16 protein-coding genes are annotated in these 16,374 nt (G+C 70.2%); 10 read left to right on the top strand and 6 right to left on the bottom strand.

The features are described from left to right. Window positions 1–61: 61 nt before the first annotated feature. On the top strand, window positions 62–364 hold the full coding sequence (locus QZV94_RS25165) for a hypothetical protein (RefSeq protein WP_367254440.1): 303 nt from the start codon (window positions 62–64) through the stop codon (window positions 362–364). Here QZV94_RS25165 and QZV94_RS13355 read toward each other — a convergent pair whose 3' ends face one another. The 3 genes from QZV94_RS13355 to purE are packed head-to-tail and all read right to left on the bottom strand — an operon-like array spanning window position 365 to window position 5,007. Continuing rightward, window positions 365–3,382, bottom strand: coding sequence for an adenylate/guanylate cyclase domain-containing protein (locus QZV94_RS13355; protein ID WP_293678386.1), 3,018 nt, complete (start codon window positions 3,380–3,382; stop codon window positions 365–367). Between the two features lie 60 nt (window positions 3,383–3,442). Further along, the gene (locus tag QZV94_RS13350) at window positions 3,443–4,522 is read right to left on the bottom strand and encodes a 5-(carboxyamino)imidazole ribonucleotide synthase (RefSeq protein WP_293678385.1); all 1,080 of its coding nucleotides are present in this window, start codon (window positions 4,520–4,522) and stop codon (window positions 3,443–3,445) included. A gap of 5 nt (window positions 4,523–4,527) precedes the next feature. After that, entirely contained in the window at window positions 4,528–5,007 is a 480-nt protein-coding gene (gene purE, locus QZV94_RS13345; RefSeq protein ID WP_293678384.1) for a 5-(carboxyamino)imidazole ribonucleotide mutase, read from the bottom strand. A 129-nt stretch (window positions 5,008–5,136) separates the two neighbouring features. Here purE and QZV94_RS13340 point away from each other — a divergent pair, with 129 nt between their 5' ends. From QZV94_RS13340 to QZV94_RS13305, 8 genes are all read left to right on the top strand, one after another. Continuing rightward, window positions 5,137–5,859: a GGDEF domain-containing protein gene (locus tag QZV94_RS13340; protein ID WP_367254438.1), complete on the top strand. Its 723-nt coding sequence runs from the start codon at window positions 5,137–5,139 to the stop codon at window positions 5,857–5,859. A gap of 74 nt (window positions 5,860–5,933) precedes the next feature. After that, window positions 5,934–6,383, top strand: coding sequence for an endonuclease domain-containing protein (locus tag QZV94_RS13335; protein ID WP_293678383.1), 450 nt, complete (start codon window positions 5,934–5,936; stop codon window positions 6,381–6,383). A 66-nt stretch (window positions 6,384–6,449) separates the two neighbouring features. Continuing rightward, window positions 6,450–7,886, top strand: coding sequence for a carboxylesterase family protein (locus QZV94_RS13330; protein ID WP_293678382.1), 1,437 nt, complete (start codon window positions 6,450–6,452; stop codon window positions 7,884–7,886). A 154-nt stretch (window positions 7,887–8,040) separates the two neighbouring features. Next, window positions 8,041–9,501: a glucose-6-phosphate dehydrogenase gene (zwf, locus tag QZV94_RS13325; protein ID WP_293678381.1), complete on the top strand. Its 1,461-nt coding sequence runs from the start codon at window positions 8,041–8,043 to the stop codon at window positions 9,499–9,501. An 87-nt stretch (window positions 9,502–9,588) separates the two neighbouring features. Next, window positions 9,589–10,251, top strand: a complete 663-nt coding sequence (gene pgl / locus QZV94_RS13320) for a 6-phosphogluconolactonase (RefSeq protein ID WP_293678380.1) — start codon at window positions 9,589–9,591, stop codon at window positions 10,249–10,251. A 5-nt stretch (window positions 10,252–10,256) separates the two neighbouring features. Further along, a complete protein-coding gene (edd, locus tag QZV94_RS13315; protein ID WP_293678379.1) occupies window positions 10,257–12,068 on the top strand; it encodes a phosphogluconate dehydratase in 1,812 nt (603 codons plus the stop codon). Beyond that, complete coding sequence (glk, locus tag QZV94_RS13310) at window positions 12,068–13,039, top strand: glucokinase (protein WP_293678378.1); 972 nt, start codon at window positions 12,068–12,070, stop codon at window positions 13,037–13,039. Before edd ends, glk begins: the two co-directional genes overlap by 1 nt. Beyond that, the gene (locus QZV94_RS13305) at window positions 13,036–13,308 is read left to right on the top strand and encodes a hypothetical protein (protein ID WP_293678377.1); all 273 of its coding nucleotides are present in this window, start codon (window positions 13,036–13,038) and stop codon (window positions 13,306–13,308) included. Before glk ends, QZV94_RS13305 begins: the two co-directional genes overlap by 4 nt. A gap of 46 nt (window positions 13,309–13,354) precedes the next feature. Here QZV94_RS13305 and QZV94_RS13300 read toward each other — a convergent pair whose 3' ends face one another. The 3 genes from QZV94_RS13300 to QZV94_RS13290 are packed head-to-tail and all read right to left on the bottom strand — an operon-like array spanning window position 13,355 to window position 16,115. Beyond that, window positions 13,355–14,164, bottom strand: a complete 810-nt coding sequence (locus QZV94_RS13300; RefSeq protein WP_293678376.1) for a hypothetical protein — start codon at window positions 14,162–14,164, stop codon at window positions 13,355–13,357. Window positions 14,165–14,166: 2 nt separating this feature from the next. After that, window positions 14,167–14,952 carry an enoyl-CoA hydratase/isomerase family protein gene (locus QZV94_RS13295; RefSeq protein WP_293678375.1) on the bottom strand — a complete coding sequence of 262 codons (786 nt, stop codon included), beginning with the start codon at window positions 14,950–14,952 and terminating at the stop codon, window positions 14,167–14,169. Then, on the bottom strand, window positions 14,949–16,115 hold the full coding sequence (locus QZV94_RS13290; RefSeq protein ID WP_293678374.1) for an acyl-CoA dehydrogenase family protein: 1,167 nt from the start codon (window positions 16,113–16,115) through the stop codon (window positions 14,949–14,951). Before QZV94_RS13290 ends, QZV94_RS13295 begins: the two co-directional genes overlap by 4 nt. Window positions 16,116–16,191: 76 nt before the next feature. Between QZV94_RS13290 and QZV94_RS13285 the strand changes: the two genes are divergently transcribed. Continuing rightward, window positions 16,192–16,374: CoA transferase (locus QZV94_RS13285; RefSeq protein WP_293678373.1), on the top strand; the 183-nt coding region annotated here is incomplete at its 3' end.

The raw sequence follows: 16,374 nt of genomic DNA, 5'->3' as shown, positions 1-16,374 counted from the left end.
AGCGTCGGCTGACGAGCCCGCGACCCGCAGTTGGGCGGGCCACCTCGCGCTGCCGCAGAACGTGGGGCTGGGCGCAAGCCTGGCCTGGGAGAGCGCCGATGTGCTGTGGCGCTGGGCCGGCGACACCGCGACCGACGAGAACCACTACACCAAGCGCGCGCTGCTGGCCGGCATCCTGACCGGCGCCCTGGCGGTGCGCATGTCGTCCGGCCGGGCGGCCGCGCTCGAGTTCACCGACCGCCGGATCGGGAACGTCATGGCTTTCGAGAAGTGGAAGACCACGACGCGTTTCAAGCCGGGCGCGTGGCTGGCCAGCCTCGCCGAGGGCCTGGGCCGGGCGCGCTACGGCGGACCGTCTTCCTAGCTAGGCGGCGTCGGTCAGGCCCCACACGCCATCCCAGTCTTCCGGCGGCGGCCGGGTCGCCAGGTCGCGCGCCCGCTCAAGCATCAGGGCGGAGGGGCGGTCGTTGGGATCGGCCTTCAGCGCCGCCTCGAAGGCGGCCACAGCCTCTTCCCAGCGCCGCGCGGTCAGGCAGTCGCGGCCCAGCTGGTAGGGCTGCAGGGCCGGCGATCGGTCCGCGACATCGCCGGTCAGCACCTGGAACAGCTTGGCCGGCTGCTGGCGGCCGCGGACGCGCAGGGTGTCGAGTTCGCGCAGGGGCACGCTGCCGTCCAGGGCCGCGGCGGTGGTCTCGCAGATGATAATCGAGACCTGGTAGTGCTTCGTGAGCTGCTGCAGACGCGACGCCAGGTTCACGCTGTCGCCGATCACCGTATAGTCCATCCGCTTCAGCGACCCCACGGTGCCGGCCACCACGTCGCCGGTGGCGATCCCGAGGCCCAGATGCAGAGGGTCGCGGCCCCGCCGGCGGCGGCGCTTGTTGAGGTCCTCCAGCATCTCCAGCATGGCGACGGCGCTCTCCACCGCGTTCTGCGGGTCGCGCGGGGTCGAGATCGGCGCGCCGTAGACCGCCATCACCGCGTCGCCGAGGAACTTGTCCAGCACCCCGTCGTGCGCCGAAACCGCCTCAACCAGCTCGCTGAATACCTCGTTCAGCATGTCCACGGTCTGGCGCGGCTGCAGGGTTTCGGCCAGGGAGGTGAAGTTGCGGATGTCGGCGAACAAGACGCTGGCGCGGCAGGCGGTGCCGAACAGAAGCTCGTCCTGGTCGTGGTCCATCACCTGGTCCACAACCTTCTGGCTCATGAAGCGGCGCATCGCCGACTGCATGCGTTTGCCCTCACTGATGTCCTCGATGAGGATCAGCAGGCCCGCCGCGCCCTTCTCGCCGATCAGCGGGACGATCGACAGATTGGCCGAGATGGTGTGGCCGCGGGCCGTGCGCACATCGGCGTCCAGCAGCGTGCGCGACGGCCCGCCCTTGGCGACAGCATCGATCTCCGTGAGCAGGTCGGGGTTGGAGTTGGCGATCCAGGCGCGCACGTCGACGCCTTCGAGCCGCGTCACCGGCGCCTGCAGGATGCGCGCGGCCGCGGCGTTCAGCTTGGCCTGCTTGACCTCGCGGTCCAGCGTCACCACGCCGGCAGACATCGAGCGCAGGATGCTTTCGTTATAGTTGCGCTCCGCGGCTACGTCGGAGAACAAGGTGGCATTGTCGATGGCCACGGCCGCCTGGGCGGCGAACGCGCTCATTCGCTCCAGGTCAGCCGTGTCGAAGCTGGCGCCGTCCAGCCGGTTCAGGGCCTGCATCACCCCCAGCCGGCGGCCGTCGCGGGCGGTCACCGGCACGGTCAGGACCCCCTGGGTGCGGTAGCCCGTGGCGGCGTCGATCTGGCGATTGAAGCGCGGGTCGGCATAGGCGTCGGCAAGGTTCACCGCCTCGCCGTGGGTGAACACCCAGCCGGCCAGGCCGTCGGTGGCGGGGAAGCGGATCTGGCGCGTGTCCAGGCCTTCGGCGACCACCGAGAACAGCTCGCGCCGCTTGGGATCGTGGAGGAACAGCGACGTGCGATCGGCGCGGATGACCTTGGAGGTCACCTCTACGACCTTGGTCAGCAGGGTCTCCAGCTGCATCTCGCTGGTGATCGAGATGTTGACGTCCAGCAGCCGGCGCAGGTCGCTGTTGGCCTGCGCCTCGGTGCCGATCGCCACCGCCCAGCGCTCCGCCAGCAGCACCAGCTGCGAGAACAGCAGAAGCAGCATGCCGATTGGCAGGAGGTTGAGGTTGAAGGGCCGCGGGAACCCGGCGTTCGAGGTGAGGTCGGTGTAGACGACGCTCGACAGCATTGCGCCCAGACCGAACAGGAAGAGCCAGGCCCCGTCGCGGCGGCGCACGCAGGCGGCGATCACCACGCCCAGGATGTAGACCAGCACGATGATGCGGAACGGATAGGCGGCGGCGGACCAGTTCGAGAGAAGGATGACCTGGCCGCTCAGCGCCATGCCGACATAGACCAGGAAGCGGGCGCCGTTCAGGCCCTGGATCGCCAGATACGGAAGCCGCGGACTTTCCTTCGGGAACAGCTGGTTGGCGTAGGCCAGGGCCGCCGACAGCGCCGCGGTGGTGGACAGCAGCTGCAACGAGATCATCGTCTCGAATTTCAGGCCGGGCAGGCCGATCGCGATCAGGTTGTCGTGGCTGAGCGTGGCGGCCAGCGGCAGCAGGGTCGCGCAGCCCATGGCCAGGTAGAACGCCGTGCGATCCTCCGGCCGGAACACGAAGATCACCGCCGACAGGCAGCCCAGCAAGAGCAGCGACGCGACCAGCAGCAGGCTGCGGATCCAGTCGAGCAGGATCCAGTCGTTCATGGCGTCGATCCGGCCGATGACCGGGGCCTCCGGGAAGCCATTCTCCCGGTGGTGGTAGGTCGACAGGTCGATCTCCAGGTCCAGGTCGGACCCGTCGGTGTCGATGATGATCTCCTGCGCCCGGCCCAGGTACTTGCTGGTCTCCGGGGTCAGCCCGAACTGGCCCACCGCGCCCACCAGGCGGCCGTTCACCAGCACCCGCTCGCCGGCGTAGATCTTCGGGATGAACAGCATGTAGCGGTCAGCGGGCAGGCCCCGGATACGCAGGTGATAGGCCGCCGCCCCGCTCTCCGTCAGGGTGCTGCCACCGACCGTCTTGCCCTCCCAGGTTCCGGGCACCTTGGCGAGGAAGCTGCCCGTGGGCCCCGGGGCGAGCCAGTCGGCGCGCCACTCGCCTTTCAGCGGAACCGGCGCGTCCAGCGGACCCCAGCCGCCGAAGCTGATCTCCCCGCCCCGCACCTGCGGGCCGTTCACCGCGATGCTGTCGATGAAGAAGGGGCCGCAGATGACGCAGAGGACCGCCATCACCAGCATCGCGAGGCCGAAGCGGCGGCCTCGCGGCCGGCCTGCCGGCGCCTGGAAGACCGCGGCCAATCGAGCCTTCAACGTCATGCAACTGTCCCCGACGCGGGACTATCGCATGCGGATTCCGGCGATGTCACGGCGCAGGCCCTACAGCGGCTTCAGCTTGTTCACGTGGCCCATCTTGCGGCCGGGCTTTGCCTCGCGCTTGCCGTAAAGGTGCAGCCGGGTTTCCGGCTCGTGGGCCAGCTTCGCCCAGGCGTCGACCTCGTCGCCCAGCAGGTTCAGCATCTCCACCCGCGCGATCGCGGCGGTCGGCCCCAGAGGCCAGCCGGCCACCGCGCGGACGTGCTGTTCGAACTGGTCAACCTCGCAGCCGTCCTGCGTCCAGTGGCCGGTGTTGTGGACCCTGGGCGCGATCTCGTTGACCAGCAGGCGTCCGTCGCGCAGCTCGAACAGCTCTACGCCCACGACGCCCACGTACTCCAGGCCGCCCAGGATGCGCGCGGCGATCCGTTCAGCCTGTTCCGCCAGGTTCGACCCGACGTCGGCGGGCGCCAGGCTGCGGCGCAAGATGCCGCCCTCGTGGTGGTTCTCGGCCAGGGGATAGATGGCCGTCGCGCCATCGCGGCCGCGGGCGGCGATGATCGACAGCTCGCGCACGAAGTCGGCCGGCGCCTCCAGGATCACCGGCACGCCGCCAAGCGCGGCGAAAGCCGCGGCCGCGTCGGCGACGTGCTCGACCCAGCGCTGGCCCTTGCCGTCGTAGCCCTCGCGCCGGGTCTTCATCAGCAGCGGCGCGCCGATCACCGCCGCAGCGCTCAGAGCCTCCTCGGCCGTGTCGGCGGCGGCGAAAGCCACGGTCGGCGCGCCGTTGGCGTTGAGGAACTGCTTCTCGGCCACTCGGTCCTGCGCCACCGCCAGGGCCTGTGCGCCCGGCGCGGTCTCCACGCCCAGCGACTGCAGGATCCGCACCGCTTCGGCCGGCACGTTCTCGAACTCGTAGGTGACCACGCTGGCGAGCGCCGCCAGCTGAGCCAGCGCCGCGCGGTCGGTGTAGCCGCCGACGATGGTGTGGGCCGCCACCCGGCCGGCGGGGCTGTCGGCGTCGCGCTCAAGCACCGCCACGTCGAACCCCAGCCGCGCGGCGGCCAACGCCAGCATGCGGCCCAGTTGGCCGCCCCCGATGATGCCGAGGGTGGAGCCCGGGGGAAGCGGGAGGGTGGCCATGATCCCTACTCGACCGCCTCGGAGACATCGGCGGTCTGCTTGGCGGCGAAGGCCGCGAGGCGGGCGGCCAGCGCCTCGTCGGAAAGCGCCAGGATGCGCGCCGCCAACAGCCCGGCGTTCTTGGCGCCGGCCTCGCCGATCGCCAGGGTCCCGACCGGGATCCCGCCCGGCATCTGAACGATGGAGAGCAGGCTATCCATCCCCTTGAGCGCCTTGCTTTCGATCGGCACGCCCAGCACCGGCAGGTCGGTGAGCGAGGCGGTCATGCCGGGCAGGTGCGCGGCCCCACCGGCGGCTGCGACGATCACCTTCACGCCGGCGGCCTTGGCGCCCTTGGCGAAGGCGTACATCCGCTCCGGCGTGCGATGCGCCGACACCACCTTGGCCTCGTACGGGACGCCCAGCGCCTCCAGCATCTCGGCGGCATGGCGCAGGATCGGCCAGTCGGACCGGCTGCCCATGATGATGGCGACAGGCGCGCTCATTGGAGATGATGTTCCCGTCAGGGGGCCCCGGAAGGCCGCGGAGTATAGGCGCCGGCCGGGTGCGCGCAATCGACGCCGGTCAGAATCCCTTAACCGCAGTAGTATCGACTGGCGTTAACCATTCGGGGCATGGCGATGAAGGTCACCGGCGCGCGAAACGAACCTTTCTCGGCGACCCGCGAGCGCGCCTTGACCCAGGCCGGCGCGGCATTGCCGGCGGCGCAGGCGCGGACCGACACCGTACAGATCCTGGGCGTACCGGAGGCGGAGATGACGCCCGCCGTCCGCCAGGCCATCCAGACTCTGCTCACCGAACTCGACGATCTGCGGGGCGAGGTGGGCCGACTGAAGGCGCGCCTGACCGAGGCCGAGGGGCTGGCCGATCGCGACGCGCTCACCCCGCTGCTCAATCGACGCGCCTTCCTGCGCGAACTCGGCCGCGTGCGCACCTTCGCCCAGCGCTATGGCTCGCCGGCCAGCCTGGTCTACGTCGACCTCGACGGATTCAAGGCCATCAACGATCGCTACGGCCACGCCGCTGGCGACGCCGCCCTGAAAACGGTGGCAGATCGCCTGGTCGCCAATGTCCGCGAGAGCGACGTGATCGGCCGCATGGGCGGCGACGAGTTCGCCATCGTGCTGGTCCAGGCCGACCAGGCCACTGCCGAAGCCAAGGCCGCCAGCCTCGCACAGGCCATCGAACGCGAACCGCTGCGCTTCGGCGAGTGGACCGCCCCGGTGCGTTTCTCCTACGGCGTTGTCGAACTCACCCCCGACACCGACCCCGAAGCCCTCATCGCGGCCGCCGACGCCGCCATGTTCAGCGCCAAGCGCCTGCGCAAGGCGGGGTGAGCCCTTGCACAGATGCTCCCCCCACAGGGGGAGCTGTCAGCGAAGCTGACTGAGGGGGTTGAGGGGCAGGACCGATGGCGCGCTGGAACACGACATCGACCCCTACACCACGCCCCACGAAGGATTTCGCGAAGTCCTTGCGCCGGTCCATGAGCCTCCCGGAAGTCCTGCTCTGGCAGGCGCTCAAGGGCGGCGGACTCGAGGGTCTCCGTTTCCGCAAGCAACATCCGATCGGGCCCTACATCCTCGACTTCTATTGTGCGCGGCTGCGGCTGGCCGTCGAAGTGGATGGCGGCAGCCACGGATTTGGCGATCGACCTGACCGCGATGAGCGGCGCGATGCTTGGCTAAGGGAGCAGGGTATCCACACCCTCCGAATGTCCGCCTCCCTGGTGCTGGAATCGGTCGATGACGCCCTTCGAACCATCCTGGGTGAGGTCGAGGCCATGGGCCGCGGCGACGCCCTGCCCTTCAACCCCCTCCGGCCCTTCGGGCCACCTCCCCCTGCGAGGGAGGATCGGTAGACGGCCGCCCCGTTGCGCGCGACGCCCATTCCGGGACTAATCGCGGCGAACGATCGGGAGGACGGCATGATCCGGTTCGCAAGCGCCCTGGCGGCGGCGCTGATGCTGGGCGGTGTGGCGTGCGCCGAGCCGGTGAAGGTCCGCACCCAGGCCGGCGAGGTGGTCGGCGAGGCGACAGAGCGGGCCCACGTCTTCCGAGCCGTGCCCTATGCCGCGGCCCCGGTGGGCGCCCTGCGCTGGGGCCCACCCGGCCCACCGCCCGCCTGGCCCGGCGAGCGCGATGCGACGAAGAACGGCCCCTCCTGCCCACAGCCGATGAACGCGGACGGCACGCCCAACGCCTTCGGCGGGGCCAACGGCCCTGTCTCGGAGGATTGCCTGCAACTCTACATCTTCGCCCCGAAGGCGGCGAAGAAGGCGCCAGTGATGGTCTGGATCCATGGCGGCGGCCACCGCGTGGGCGCGGGCTGGGTCTATGACGGCCAGAACTTCGCCCGCGACGGAGTGGTCATCGTCTCGATCAACTACCGCCTGGGCGCCCTTGGCTACCTGGCCCACCCCGCGCTCACCAATGCCGCAGGCAAGCAGCCCACCGGCAATTTCGGACTGATGGATCAGGTCGCGGCGCTGAAGTGGGTGAAGCGCAACATCGCGGCCTTCGGCGGCGATCCCGGCAACGTCACCATCTTCGGCGAGAGCGCGGGCGGGGCCAGCGTGTTGGCAATTCTGGCCACGCCCAGCGCCCGGGGACTCTACCACAAGGCCATCGTCCAGTCGGGCGGCGGCTGGGGCCCGCCCAGAACGCTGCGGGAGATGGAGGCCGTCGGATCCGCCGCCCTTGTCCAGGCGGGCGCAGCGCCGAGCGCGACGGCCAGGGAGCTGCGCGCCATCCCGTTCGAGCCGCTCGTTCCCCTCGCCGGCGACTACGGTCCCTTCCAGGACGGCCGGCTGATGACCGAGACGCCCGCCCAGGCGTTGGCCAGCCGCCGCGCCGCCGACGTGCCCCTGATCATCGGCTGGAACTCCGGAGAGGACTCGGTGGCCTTCGGCGGGCTTCTCGCAAGCACGCAGGCCGATCGGACTCCAGCCGGCCGGGAAGCCTTCACCGACCGCGTTTTCGGCGCCCCCGCCCGTTGGGTCGCCGCCCAGGCCGCGCCCGGCAAGCCTGCGTGGCTCTACCACTTCTCCTACGTCGGCACGCGCTTCCGCCCACGCGTCACCACCGCGGCCCACGCGGCGGAGATCCAGTACGTGTGGGAATACTGGGGACGCCGCACGCCGATGAGCGCCGTCTCCGACGAGGACCGGGCCATGGCCAGCCTGATGCACGGCTGCTGGGTCACCTTCGCCCGCACCGGGACCCCGACCTGCGGGGCCACGCCGTGGCCAGCCTACGATCCAAACCGCGACCAGCTGATGGAGTTCGGCTCGCCAAGCGGCGTGCGCACCAACTTCCGCAAAGCCCAGCTCGACGCCCAGGATGCTGGGCGGCCACAGCCCTAAGCGGCCGCGGAGCCCACGGCGCCCGCGGGGGGGTCGGCGCGGCGGCGCAGCTTCAGAGGCCACATGCGACGGATGCTCTGAAGCGCGAGGCGACCCCTCTTGACCCCGGGGCCGGCTGGGGGCTCCTCTCCCGCCTCCCACGGAGGACCCGTAGATGCCAGTGCCGCAGGCTGACGCGATCGTGCTGTTCGGCGCCACCGGCGACCTGGCGCGCCGCATGCTGCTGGCCTCGCTCTACTTCCTCGACGCGGACGGTTTCCTGCCGCCGGGCTTCCGCATCGTGGCCACGGCGCGCACGGAGATGGACACGCCGGCCTTCCTGGACGTGGTGCGCGGGGCGCTCACCGAGCGCTCCGAAGGCGTCGAACCGGCTGTCTGGGCGCGCTTCTGCGCCCGGCTGACCTACGTCGCCGCCGACGCCACCCAGGCCGAGGGCGCGGCCAGGCTCTGTACGGCGCTGCAGGGCGCGACGTCGCCGTTCTTCTACCTGGCCATCTCACCCAGCCTGTACGAACGGGTCACCGCGGCCCTGAGGGCCGCGGGCCTCGTGGACGACCACACCCGCATCGTCCTCGAAAAGCCCATCGGCCGCGACCTGGAGACCTCGCGCGAAATCAACACCGCTCTCGGAGCGGTGTTCGGCGAGAACCAGATCTTCCGTATCGACCACTACCTGGGCAAGGAGACGGTGCAGAACCTCATTGCCCTGCGGTTCGCCAACACCCTTTTCGAGCCTCTGTGGAACAACCTCACGATCGACCACGTCCAGATCACGGTCGCCGAGACCGAGGGCGTCGGGGAGCGGTGGCCGTACTACGACGAGTATGGGGCCCTGCGCGACATGCTGCAGAACCACATGCTGCAGCTGCTCTGCCTGGTGGCCATGGAACCGCCGGCCGACATGGAGCCGGACTCGGTGCGCAACGAGAAGGTGAAGGTCCTGCGCTCCCTCCGACGCGTCACTCGCGCCGACGTTACTGATCGGTCCGTCCGAGGACAATACACGCCGGGCGTGGTGGGCGGCAAAGCGGTCGAGGGATACGAGGCCGAGCGGGGCGAGAAGAGCGGCACCGAGACCTTCGTGGCGTTGCGAGCCGACATCGACAACTGGCGCTGGGCCGGCGTGCCGTTCTTCCTACGCACCGGCAAGCGGATGCCGGAGAAGCGCACCCAGATCTCGCTGCAGTTCAAGCCAGTGCCACACTCGATCTTCGGCCTGGCCTCGACCCAGGACCTGGTCGCCAACCGCCTGGTCATCGACTTGCAGCCGGATGAGGACATCAGCCTCACCCTGATGAACAAGGCGCCCGGCATCAGCCAGGGGGGCATGCGCCTGCAGTCCATGCCGCTCTCGCTCAGCCTGCTACGCGCCTACGAGGGACCGGGGGCGCGCCGGCGCATCGCCTACGAGCGCCTGCTGCTGGACGTGATCCACGGCGACGCCACCCTCTTCGTCCGCCGCGACGAGGTGGAAGAGGCCTGGCGCTGGGTCGACGGCGTCGCCGACGCCTGGGCTGAGGCCAAGCTGACGCCAAAGCCCTACGCCGCCGGCAGCTGGGGCCCCTCCGGCGCCTTCGCCCTCATCGAACGCTTCGGCAGGGCCTGGTCGGAGTAGAGGCCAGCCCGTGCACTTTCCTTTCCCGCTCCTGGGAAAGGAAAGGCCGTGGCGCGTTTTGCACCGCAAGCGCGTTACCCTCACGCCATGATCGAAACGTTCCCCCACGCCTCCGCCCTGGCCGATGCCGCCGCCGAGGCCATCACCGCGCAGCTCGCCCAGGCGATCGAGGCGCGCGGCCGCGCCTCTCTGGTCGCCACCGGCGGCCGCTCGCCCGGGGCCACTTACGACCGCCTGCGCGCCGCGCCGATCGACTGGAGCCTGGTCACCATCACCCTTTCCGACGACCGCGGGGTGGACGCCGGCACGCCCGACTCGAACGTCCGCCTGCTGCGCGAGCGCCTGCTGGTCGGCCCCGTGGCGCGGGCCCGGTTCCTGCCGTTGTGGCCCGCGCACGAGCTCGAAGCGCAGGCCATCGCCGACATGATGCCGTTCGATGCGGTGATGCTGGGCATGGGGGAGGACGGCCATATCGCCTCGATGATCCCGGGCGACCCTGGACTGACCGACGCACTGACCACCGAGGATATGATGCGCCCGGTGCCGGCGGGACTCGGCAAGCCTCCGGTTGCCCGCATAACGCTCACCCTCAGCGCGCTCACCAATGCACGGGCCATCTTCCTCTTGATCGCGGGCGGGGCTAAGCGCGAGGTGCTCCGGCGCGCCCAGGCGGGCGAAGACCTGCCGGTGGGCCGGCTGCTCTCGCAAGCGAAGGCGCCGGTGCGCATCTTCTGGGAACCCGGAGACTAGCCAGCATGCATCCCGTAACCGCCGAGGTCACTCAGCGCATCGTCGAGCGCAGCCGCGAGACCCGCGCCGACTATCTGGAGCGGATGGAGGCCGCGCGGGCGGCCGGGCCGGGGCGCGGCAAGCTCTCCTGCGCCAACTGGGCCCACGCGTTTGCCGCCCTGCCCGGCGAGGACAAGCAGCGGATGCGCAACCCGTCGGCGCCCAACGTCGCCATCGTTTCCGCCTACAACGACATGCTCTCGGCCCATCAGCCCTATGAGCGCTTCCCCGACATCATCCGCGCGGCCGCCCACGAGGTCGGCGCCACCGCCCAGTACGCCGGCGGCGTGCCGGCCATGTGCGACGGGGTCACTCAGGGCCGGCCCGGCATGGAGCTGTCGCTGTTCTCGCGCGACGTGATCGCCATGAGCACGGCCATCGCGCTCACCCACGACTGCTTCGACGCGGCATTGATGCTGGGGATCTGCGACAAGATCGTGCCGGGTCTGTTCATCGGCGCCGCCAGCTTCGGCCACCTGCCCACCATCTTCGTGCCCGGCGGTCCGATGACCTCGGGCATCTCCAACGGCGAGAAGGCCCGGGTTCGCGGCCTCTACGCCGAAGGCAAGGCTACGCGCGACGAGCTCCTCGAGAGCGAGATGAAGAGCTACCACGGCCCGGGCACCTGCACCTTCTACGGCACCGCCAACACCAACCAGATGATGATGGAAATGACCGGCCTGCACCTGCCGGGCGCCGCCTTCGTCACCCCGAACACGCCGCTTCGCGACGCCCTTACGGCCGCCGCGCCGAAGCGGGCGGTGGAGATCCGCGACGGCGGCAACGACTACACCCCCTTCTCGGCGGTGGTGGACGCCAAGAGCATGGTCAACGCCATCGCCGGCCTGCTGGCGACCGGTGGGTCGACCAACCACACGCTGCACATCCTGGCCATGGGCCGCGCGGCGGGCCTGCAGATCGCCTGGGAGGACTTCCACGACCTCAGCCACGTCACGCCGCTGATCGCGCACGTCTATCCAAGCGGCACCGAGGACGTGAACGCCTTCCACGCCGCCGGAGGCATGAGCTACGTCACCCGCACCCTCCTCGATCACGGCCTGGTCCACGACGACGTGGTCACAGTGGCCGGCGCCGGCCTGCGCCGCTATCAGCGCGAGCCGTTCCTGGACGGCGGCAAGCTGGTGTGGCGCGACGGGCCTGCCGAGAGCCTGAACCGCGACATCCTGCGCCCCGCCGACGATCCGTTCGAGGCAGAGGGCGGCATGCGGGTGCTCAAGGGCAGCCTCGGCCGCGGCGTGATGAAGACCTCGGCCGTGAAGCCCGCCAACCGCATCGTCGAGGCGCCCGCCATCGTCTTCGAGGACCAGGACGAGCTTCTGGCCGCCCACCGGCGCGGCGAGCTCGACCGCGACTTCATCGCGGTGGTCCGCTTCCAGGGCCCCAAGGCCAACGGCATGCCGGAACTGCACTCCCTGACCCCGACCCTGGGCGTGCTGCAGGACCGTGGCCACAAGGTCGCCCTGGTCACCGACGGGCGGATGTCCGGCGCCAGCGGCAAGGTGCCGGCCGCCATCCACATGACCCCGGAGGCCGCCGCCGGCGGGCCGCTGGCGTACGTGAAGACCGGCGACGTCATCCGCCTCGACGGCGAGGCCGGCACGCTGGAGATCCACGTCGAGGCCCGCGAGCTGATGCGAAGGCAGGCCGCGGTCTGCCCGCCCGCCGACCGCGGCTTCGGCCGCGAGCTGTTCGGGTGGATGCGCCAGGCCGCAGGCCCCGCCGACGCCGGCGCCTGCGCCCTGTTCGAGGCCGCCTGATGAAGCCTCAATGGGTGGGGCTGGTGGGCGACGTGGGCGGCACCAACGCCCGTTTCGCGCTGATCGACGGCCAGGGCCACATTCGCAACCCACGCACCTTCGCGTGCAGGGACTACTCGAGCCTCTCCGACATCATCGCCGAGTACATCGAGACCACCGCAGGCAAGAAGCGCCCGCCTAAGGCCGTGGTCGCTGTCGCCGGACCGGTGGTCGATGGTGAGATCGAGTTCACCAACCTCAACTGGACGGTCTCGGAGGGCGACCTGCTGGCCCAGTTCGAGTTCGAGGCCATCGACCTGATCAACGACTTCGCCGCCCAGGCGCTGGCCTGCCCGCGGCTGGAGGGGCCGGACCTGCGGCTCCTGGGCCCCGGCCCGAGCCGTGGCGCCCACGACTGCCCCATCGTGGCCCTGGGCGCCGGCACCGGGTTCGGCGTCGCGGCCCTCGCGCGCAACGACCGCGCCGATATCGCTATTCCCACCGAGGGCGGCCACGCCGCCTTCGCTCCGCACGACGAGGTGGAGGTCGAGATCTGGCGGCGCCTCAACGCCCTCTACGGCCGGGTCTCAATCGAGCGTCTGCTGTCCGGCCACGGCCTCTATGCGATCTATTCGACGCTCGCGGCCCTGGACAAGAAGCCCGCGACCCTGGTCGACGAGCGCGAGGTCACGCGCGAGGGGCTGGTGGGCGACCCCCTGGCCTCGGCGGCGCTGGACCGGTTCGTCGGCATGCTGGGCGCGGTGGCGGGCGATCTCGCCATGACCTACGGCGCCCGCGGCGGCGTCTACGTCTCGGGCGGCATCGCGCCCCGCATCGCCGAACGGCTGGCGTCCGGGCAGTTCCGCCGCCGGTTCGAGGACAAGGGCCGGCTCTACAACTACGTCCGCGACATCCCGACCTTCCTGGTCCTGCATCCGTACCCCGCCATCGTCGGCGCGGCGCGCCAGCTGGAGCAGATGGAGCGTCTATGACCCCAGCGGCGCCTCAGCCCGTTCCGGAGCACCTGCGCTGGCTGCTGGACGCCAAGGGCCGGCCCGGCGGTCCCGGTTCGGCGGTGGTCAGCGTCCTGGCGAGGAACGCGCTGATCCCGGAGCTCGCCTTCGACATGGCCGTCGACTGGCATCCCGGCGCCGAGGCCCCCGACGTCGAAGGCCGCGCGCTGGTGATCCTGTCGCTGCTCTTCAAGGAACTGGCCGCGGAGTGCGAACGCGCCGCGGGCGTGCGGTTCTCCGAGGGATAGGGCGCAGCCGGCCGCCTTCCTTTCCCGCTTGCGGGAAAGGAAAACCCTAAGGACACCCCGGCGCCGCGCTGAGCCGCTTGATCATCAGTCGCTCGTCCACCACCGTTGCCCCCGCCCGTTCGACGCGGTTCTGGGTGAAGCTCAGCACCCGGCCGTCCTTGACCGAGACGTCGGCGTCGGCGGTGGTCTTCTGGACGGCGCCCACCGTGGTCCCGGTGGTGACGCGGTTGATATGCAGCACGCAGCCGGGAGTCTTGACCGAGGTCTCGGTGACCACCCTGGGCGGCGGGCGCCGCCGCGTGTCGAGGGACTCCACCCGCCCCAGCGCCACCGGCCCGCGCAACTCCATCGCCCGCAACAGGGCCAGGTCGCCCAGCACGAGGTCCTGGGCGGCCTCGACCGGATCCTGGTTCATGCGCTGGTGGACGATGTTGCGGATCTGGTCGCCGGCCGGCAGCGCCGCGTCGATCTTGCCCAGGAACCTGGCCTTGTAGTCCGGCCAGTTGTCGACCGCCGTAACCATGCCATTGCGGTCCATCCGGAAGTCCAGCACCCCGCCGACGGCCGCCTGCAGCGGCGCCTTCATGGCCGGGCCGGCGGTATCGGCGACGGTGGCTTCCACCAGCGTGTAGCGCACCCGCAGGCCCTCAGGACTGACCCCCAGCACCTTGAGTTCGAAGACCTGGCTGTTGACCTGGGCCTCCATGCCGTCGCGGCTCTTCTCCGCGTAGCGGGTCTCGCTGCGGTAGCGGTAGGTGTCGCCCACGGCGTCCGGCCGCGTCCGCGCCTGCACCTGGGCCGACGCGGAAGAGCAGAGGGCGAGGCCGAGCAGCAAGGCTGCGGGGGCCAGCCTCACGCTCAGCGGCCCTGGAAGTTGCCGGCCCGCCGCTCGGCGACGGCCTTGACGCCTTCCTTGAAGTCGTCGGTCGCCCGCAGCGCCGTCTGCTGGATATGCTCGTGGTCGGTCTGTTCCTTCACGGCGGCTGCGAGATCCCCACGCAGGGTCTTGCGTGTGGCCACCACCGCCAGCGGCGCGTTCTCGGCGATCTCGTCTGCGAGGCGCAGGGCCGCGGCGCGCAACTCGTCGGCCGGCGCCACTTCGTCCACCAGTCCCCAGCCGAGGGCGTCCTCGGCCTTCACGCGGCGGCCGGTGAGGAACATCAGGTTGGCCCGATGCTCGCCGATGGCCCGCGGCAGGGTGTGGGTGAGGCCGAAGCCAGGGTGGAAGGCCAGCTTCACGAAGTTGGCGGCGAACCGCGCTTCGGGGCTCGCCACCCGGAAATCGGCGACCATGGCCAGGCCCAGGCCCGCGCCCACCGCCGCGCCCTGCACCGCCGCCACGATCGGCTTCTCGATCGAGAACAGCCGCACCGCCTGGGTGTAGAGGGCGTTGATCCCCGCCATCCCGCTCCCGACCGCGTCCGTCGGGCTGGCGAAGTCGGCCCCGGCGCAGAACGCCTTGCCGTCGGCCTGGATCACGCTGGCCCGGATGCGGACTTCCTTGTCGCCGGCCTCCAGGCAGAACGCCAGGTCGCTCATCAGGTCCACGCTGACGTGATTGAACGGCGGCTTGTCGATCGTCACCACGAGCACGTGGCCCTCGACCTTCGAGGTGATGTGCTCACCCCACGACATCGGCTTCATCGTCTGGTCCCCAGCATGTTGCGCGCCACCACCCACTTATGCACTTCGGTGGGCCCGTCATAAATCCGCATCGTGCGCAGCTTGGCCTGCATCAGCTGCAGCGGGATCTCCTTGGTCATCCCCATGGCGCCGAAGGCCTGCATGGCGCGATCCACCGTCTCGTAGGCCATCTCGGTGGCGAAATACTTGATCATCGAGATCTCGGACCGGACGTCACGCCCATTGTCGAGCTTCCAGGCGCAGTCGTAGGTCATCAGCCGGGTGGCGTGGATCTTGGTCGCCGCCTCGGCCACCCAGAACTGGATCGCCTGGCGTTCGCTCAGCGGCATCCCGAAGGTCTTCCGCTGCGGCGCGTACTCCAGGATCATGTCCAGCGCTCGCTGCGCCATGCCCACCGACCAGGCCGCCATCTGGATCCGCCGGGTGCCCAGGCGCGTCTGCATCGGCGCGAACCCGGCGCCCTCCTGGCCGAGCAGCTTCCACCCCTCGACCCGGCAGTCCTCCAGGGCGATCTCATAGGTGGCGGCGCCGGCGATCATCGGGATCTTGCGCAGGACGTTGAAGCCCGGCGTACCCTTGTCGATCAGGAACGCCGAAATGCCGCCCCGCGCCCGCTTCTCGGTGTCGGTCACGGCCATGAGAATCGTGAAATCGGCCTCTTCAGCCCGTGAGATCCAGATTTTTCGGCCGTTGATCACCCAGTCGTCGCCGTCCCGCACGGCCCGGGTGGTCATGCCCGCCGGGTCGGACCCCGCGCCGGGCTCGGAGATGCCGATCGCCGAGATGGTCTTCCCGGCCACGTAGGGCGCCAGGTAGGCGGCGCGCTGGCGGTCGTCGACCGTCTGCATCAGCATCCGCAGGTTCGGGCTGTCCGGCGGCAGGGTGTAGGGGGTGACGGTGCGTCCGATCTCCTCCTCGACGCCCACCATGGCGGTCATTGGCAGGTCCGAGCCGCCCACGTCCTCCGGCGCGTCCAGTCCGAAAAGGCCCAGCTCATGGGCCCGCTTGTCCAGGCGCTCGTAGTCTTCCTTCGGGATTCCGAGCCCCTTGCCCTCGGCCTCGCGCTGCATGACGCCGGCTTCGAGCGGCATCAGCTCGTCCTTCACGAACCTGGCGACCAGGTCCTTGAGCATGCGGTGCTCTTCGGAAAGTTCGAAGTCCACTGGCCGTCCCCACCGTCATTTGCTGTTCTTGTCGGCGCCCATCATAACGACGCGGGCGAGTGAGGGGAGGCGTAACGTGGCGGAAGTAAACAGGGCTGGCGTCAAGCCGCTGGCCGGCGCCGCCACCGGACCCTTGAGCGGCATCCGAATCCTGGACCTCACCAGCGTCGTCAACGGCGCCTACGGCACCCAGCTCCTCGCCGACCAGCGCGCCGACGTCATCAAGCTGGAGGATCCCGGCGGCCACCGCGGCGAGCGC

It is taken from the genome of uncultured Phenylobacterium sp., assembly GCF_902826855.1.
Classification (GTDB): domain Bacteria; phylum Pseudomonadota; class Alphaproteobacteria; order Caulobacterales; family Caulobacteraceae; genus Phenylobacterium.
This window is presented reverse-complemented; position numbering and strand designations above follow the sequence as displayed.

Excerpts from the sequence above, each read along its gene's own strand:
- QZV94_RS13355 (WP_293678386.1), bottom strand. The coding sequence starts at position 3,382 with ATGACGTTGAAGGCTCGATTGGCCGCGGTCTTCCAGGCGCCGGCAGGC.
- QZV94_RS13350 (WP_293678385.1), bottom strand. The coding sequence starts at position 4,522 with ATGGCCACCCTCCCGCTTCCCCCGGGCTCCACCCTCGGCATCATCGGG.
- purE (WP_293678384.1), bottom strand. The coding sequence starts at position 5,007 with ATGAGCGCGCCTGTCGCCATCATCATGGGCAGCCGGTCCGACTGGCCG.
- QZV94_RS13340 (WP_367254438.1), top strand. The coding sequence starts at position 5,137 with ATGGCGATGAAGGTCACCGGCGCGCGAAACGAACCTTTCTCGGCGACC.
- QZV94_RS13335 (WP_293678383.1), top strand. The coding sequence starts at position 5,934 with ATGGCGCGCTGGAACACGACATCGACCCCTACACCACGCCCCACGAAG.
- QZV94_RS13330 (WP_293678382.1), top strand. The coding sequence starts at position 6,450 with ATGATCCGGTTCGCAAGCGCCCTGGCGGCGGCGCTGATGCTGGGCGGT.
- zwf (WP_293678381.1), top strand. The coding sequence starts at position 8,041 with ATGCCAGTGCCGCAGGCTGACGCGATCGTGCTGTTCGGCGCCACCGGC.
- pgl (WP_293678380.1), top strand. The coding sequence starts at position 9,589 with ATGATCGAAACGTTCCCCCACGCCTCCGCCCTGGCCGATGCCGCCGCC.
- edd (WP_293678379.1), top strand. The coding sequence starts at position 10,257 with ATGCATCCCGTAACCGCCGAGGTCACTCAGCGCATCGTCGAGCGCAGC.
- glk (WP_293678378.1), top strand. The coding sequence starts at position 12,068 with ATGAAGCCTCAATGGGTGGGGCTGGTGGGCGACGTGGGCGGCACCAAC.
- QZV94_RS13305 (WP_293678377.1), top strand. The coding sequence starts at position 13,036 with ATGACCCCAGCGGCGCCTCAGCCCGTTCCGGAGCACCTGCGCTGGCTG.
- QZV94_RS13295 (WP_293678375.1), bottom strand. The coding sequence starts at position 14,952 with ATGAAGCCGATGTCGTGGGGTGAGCACATCACCTCGAAGGTCGAGGGC.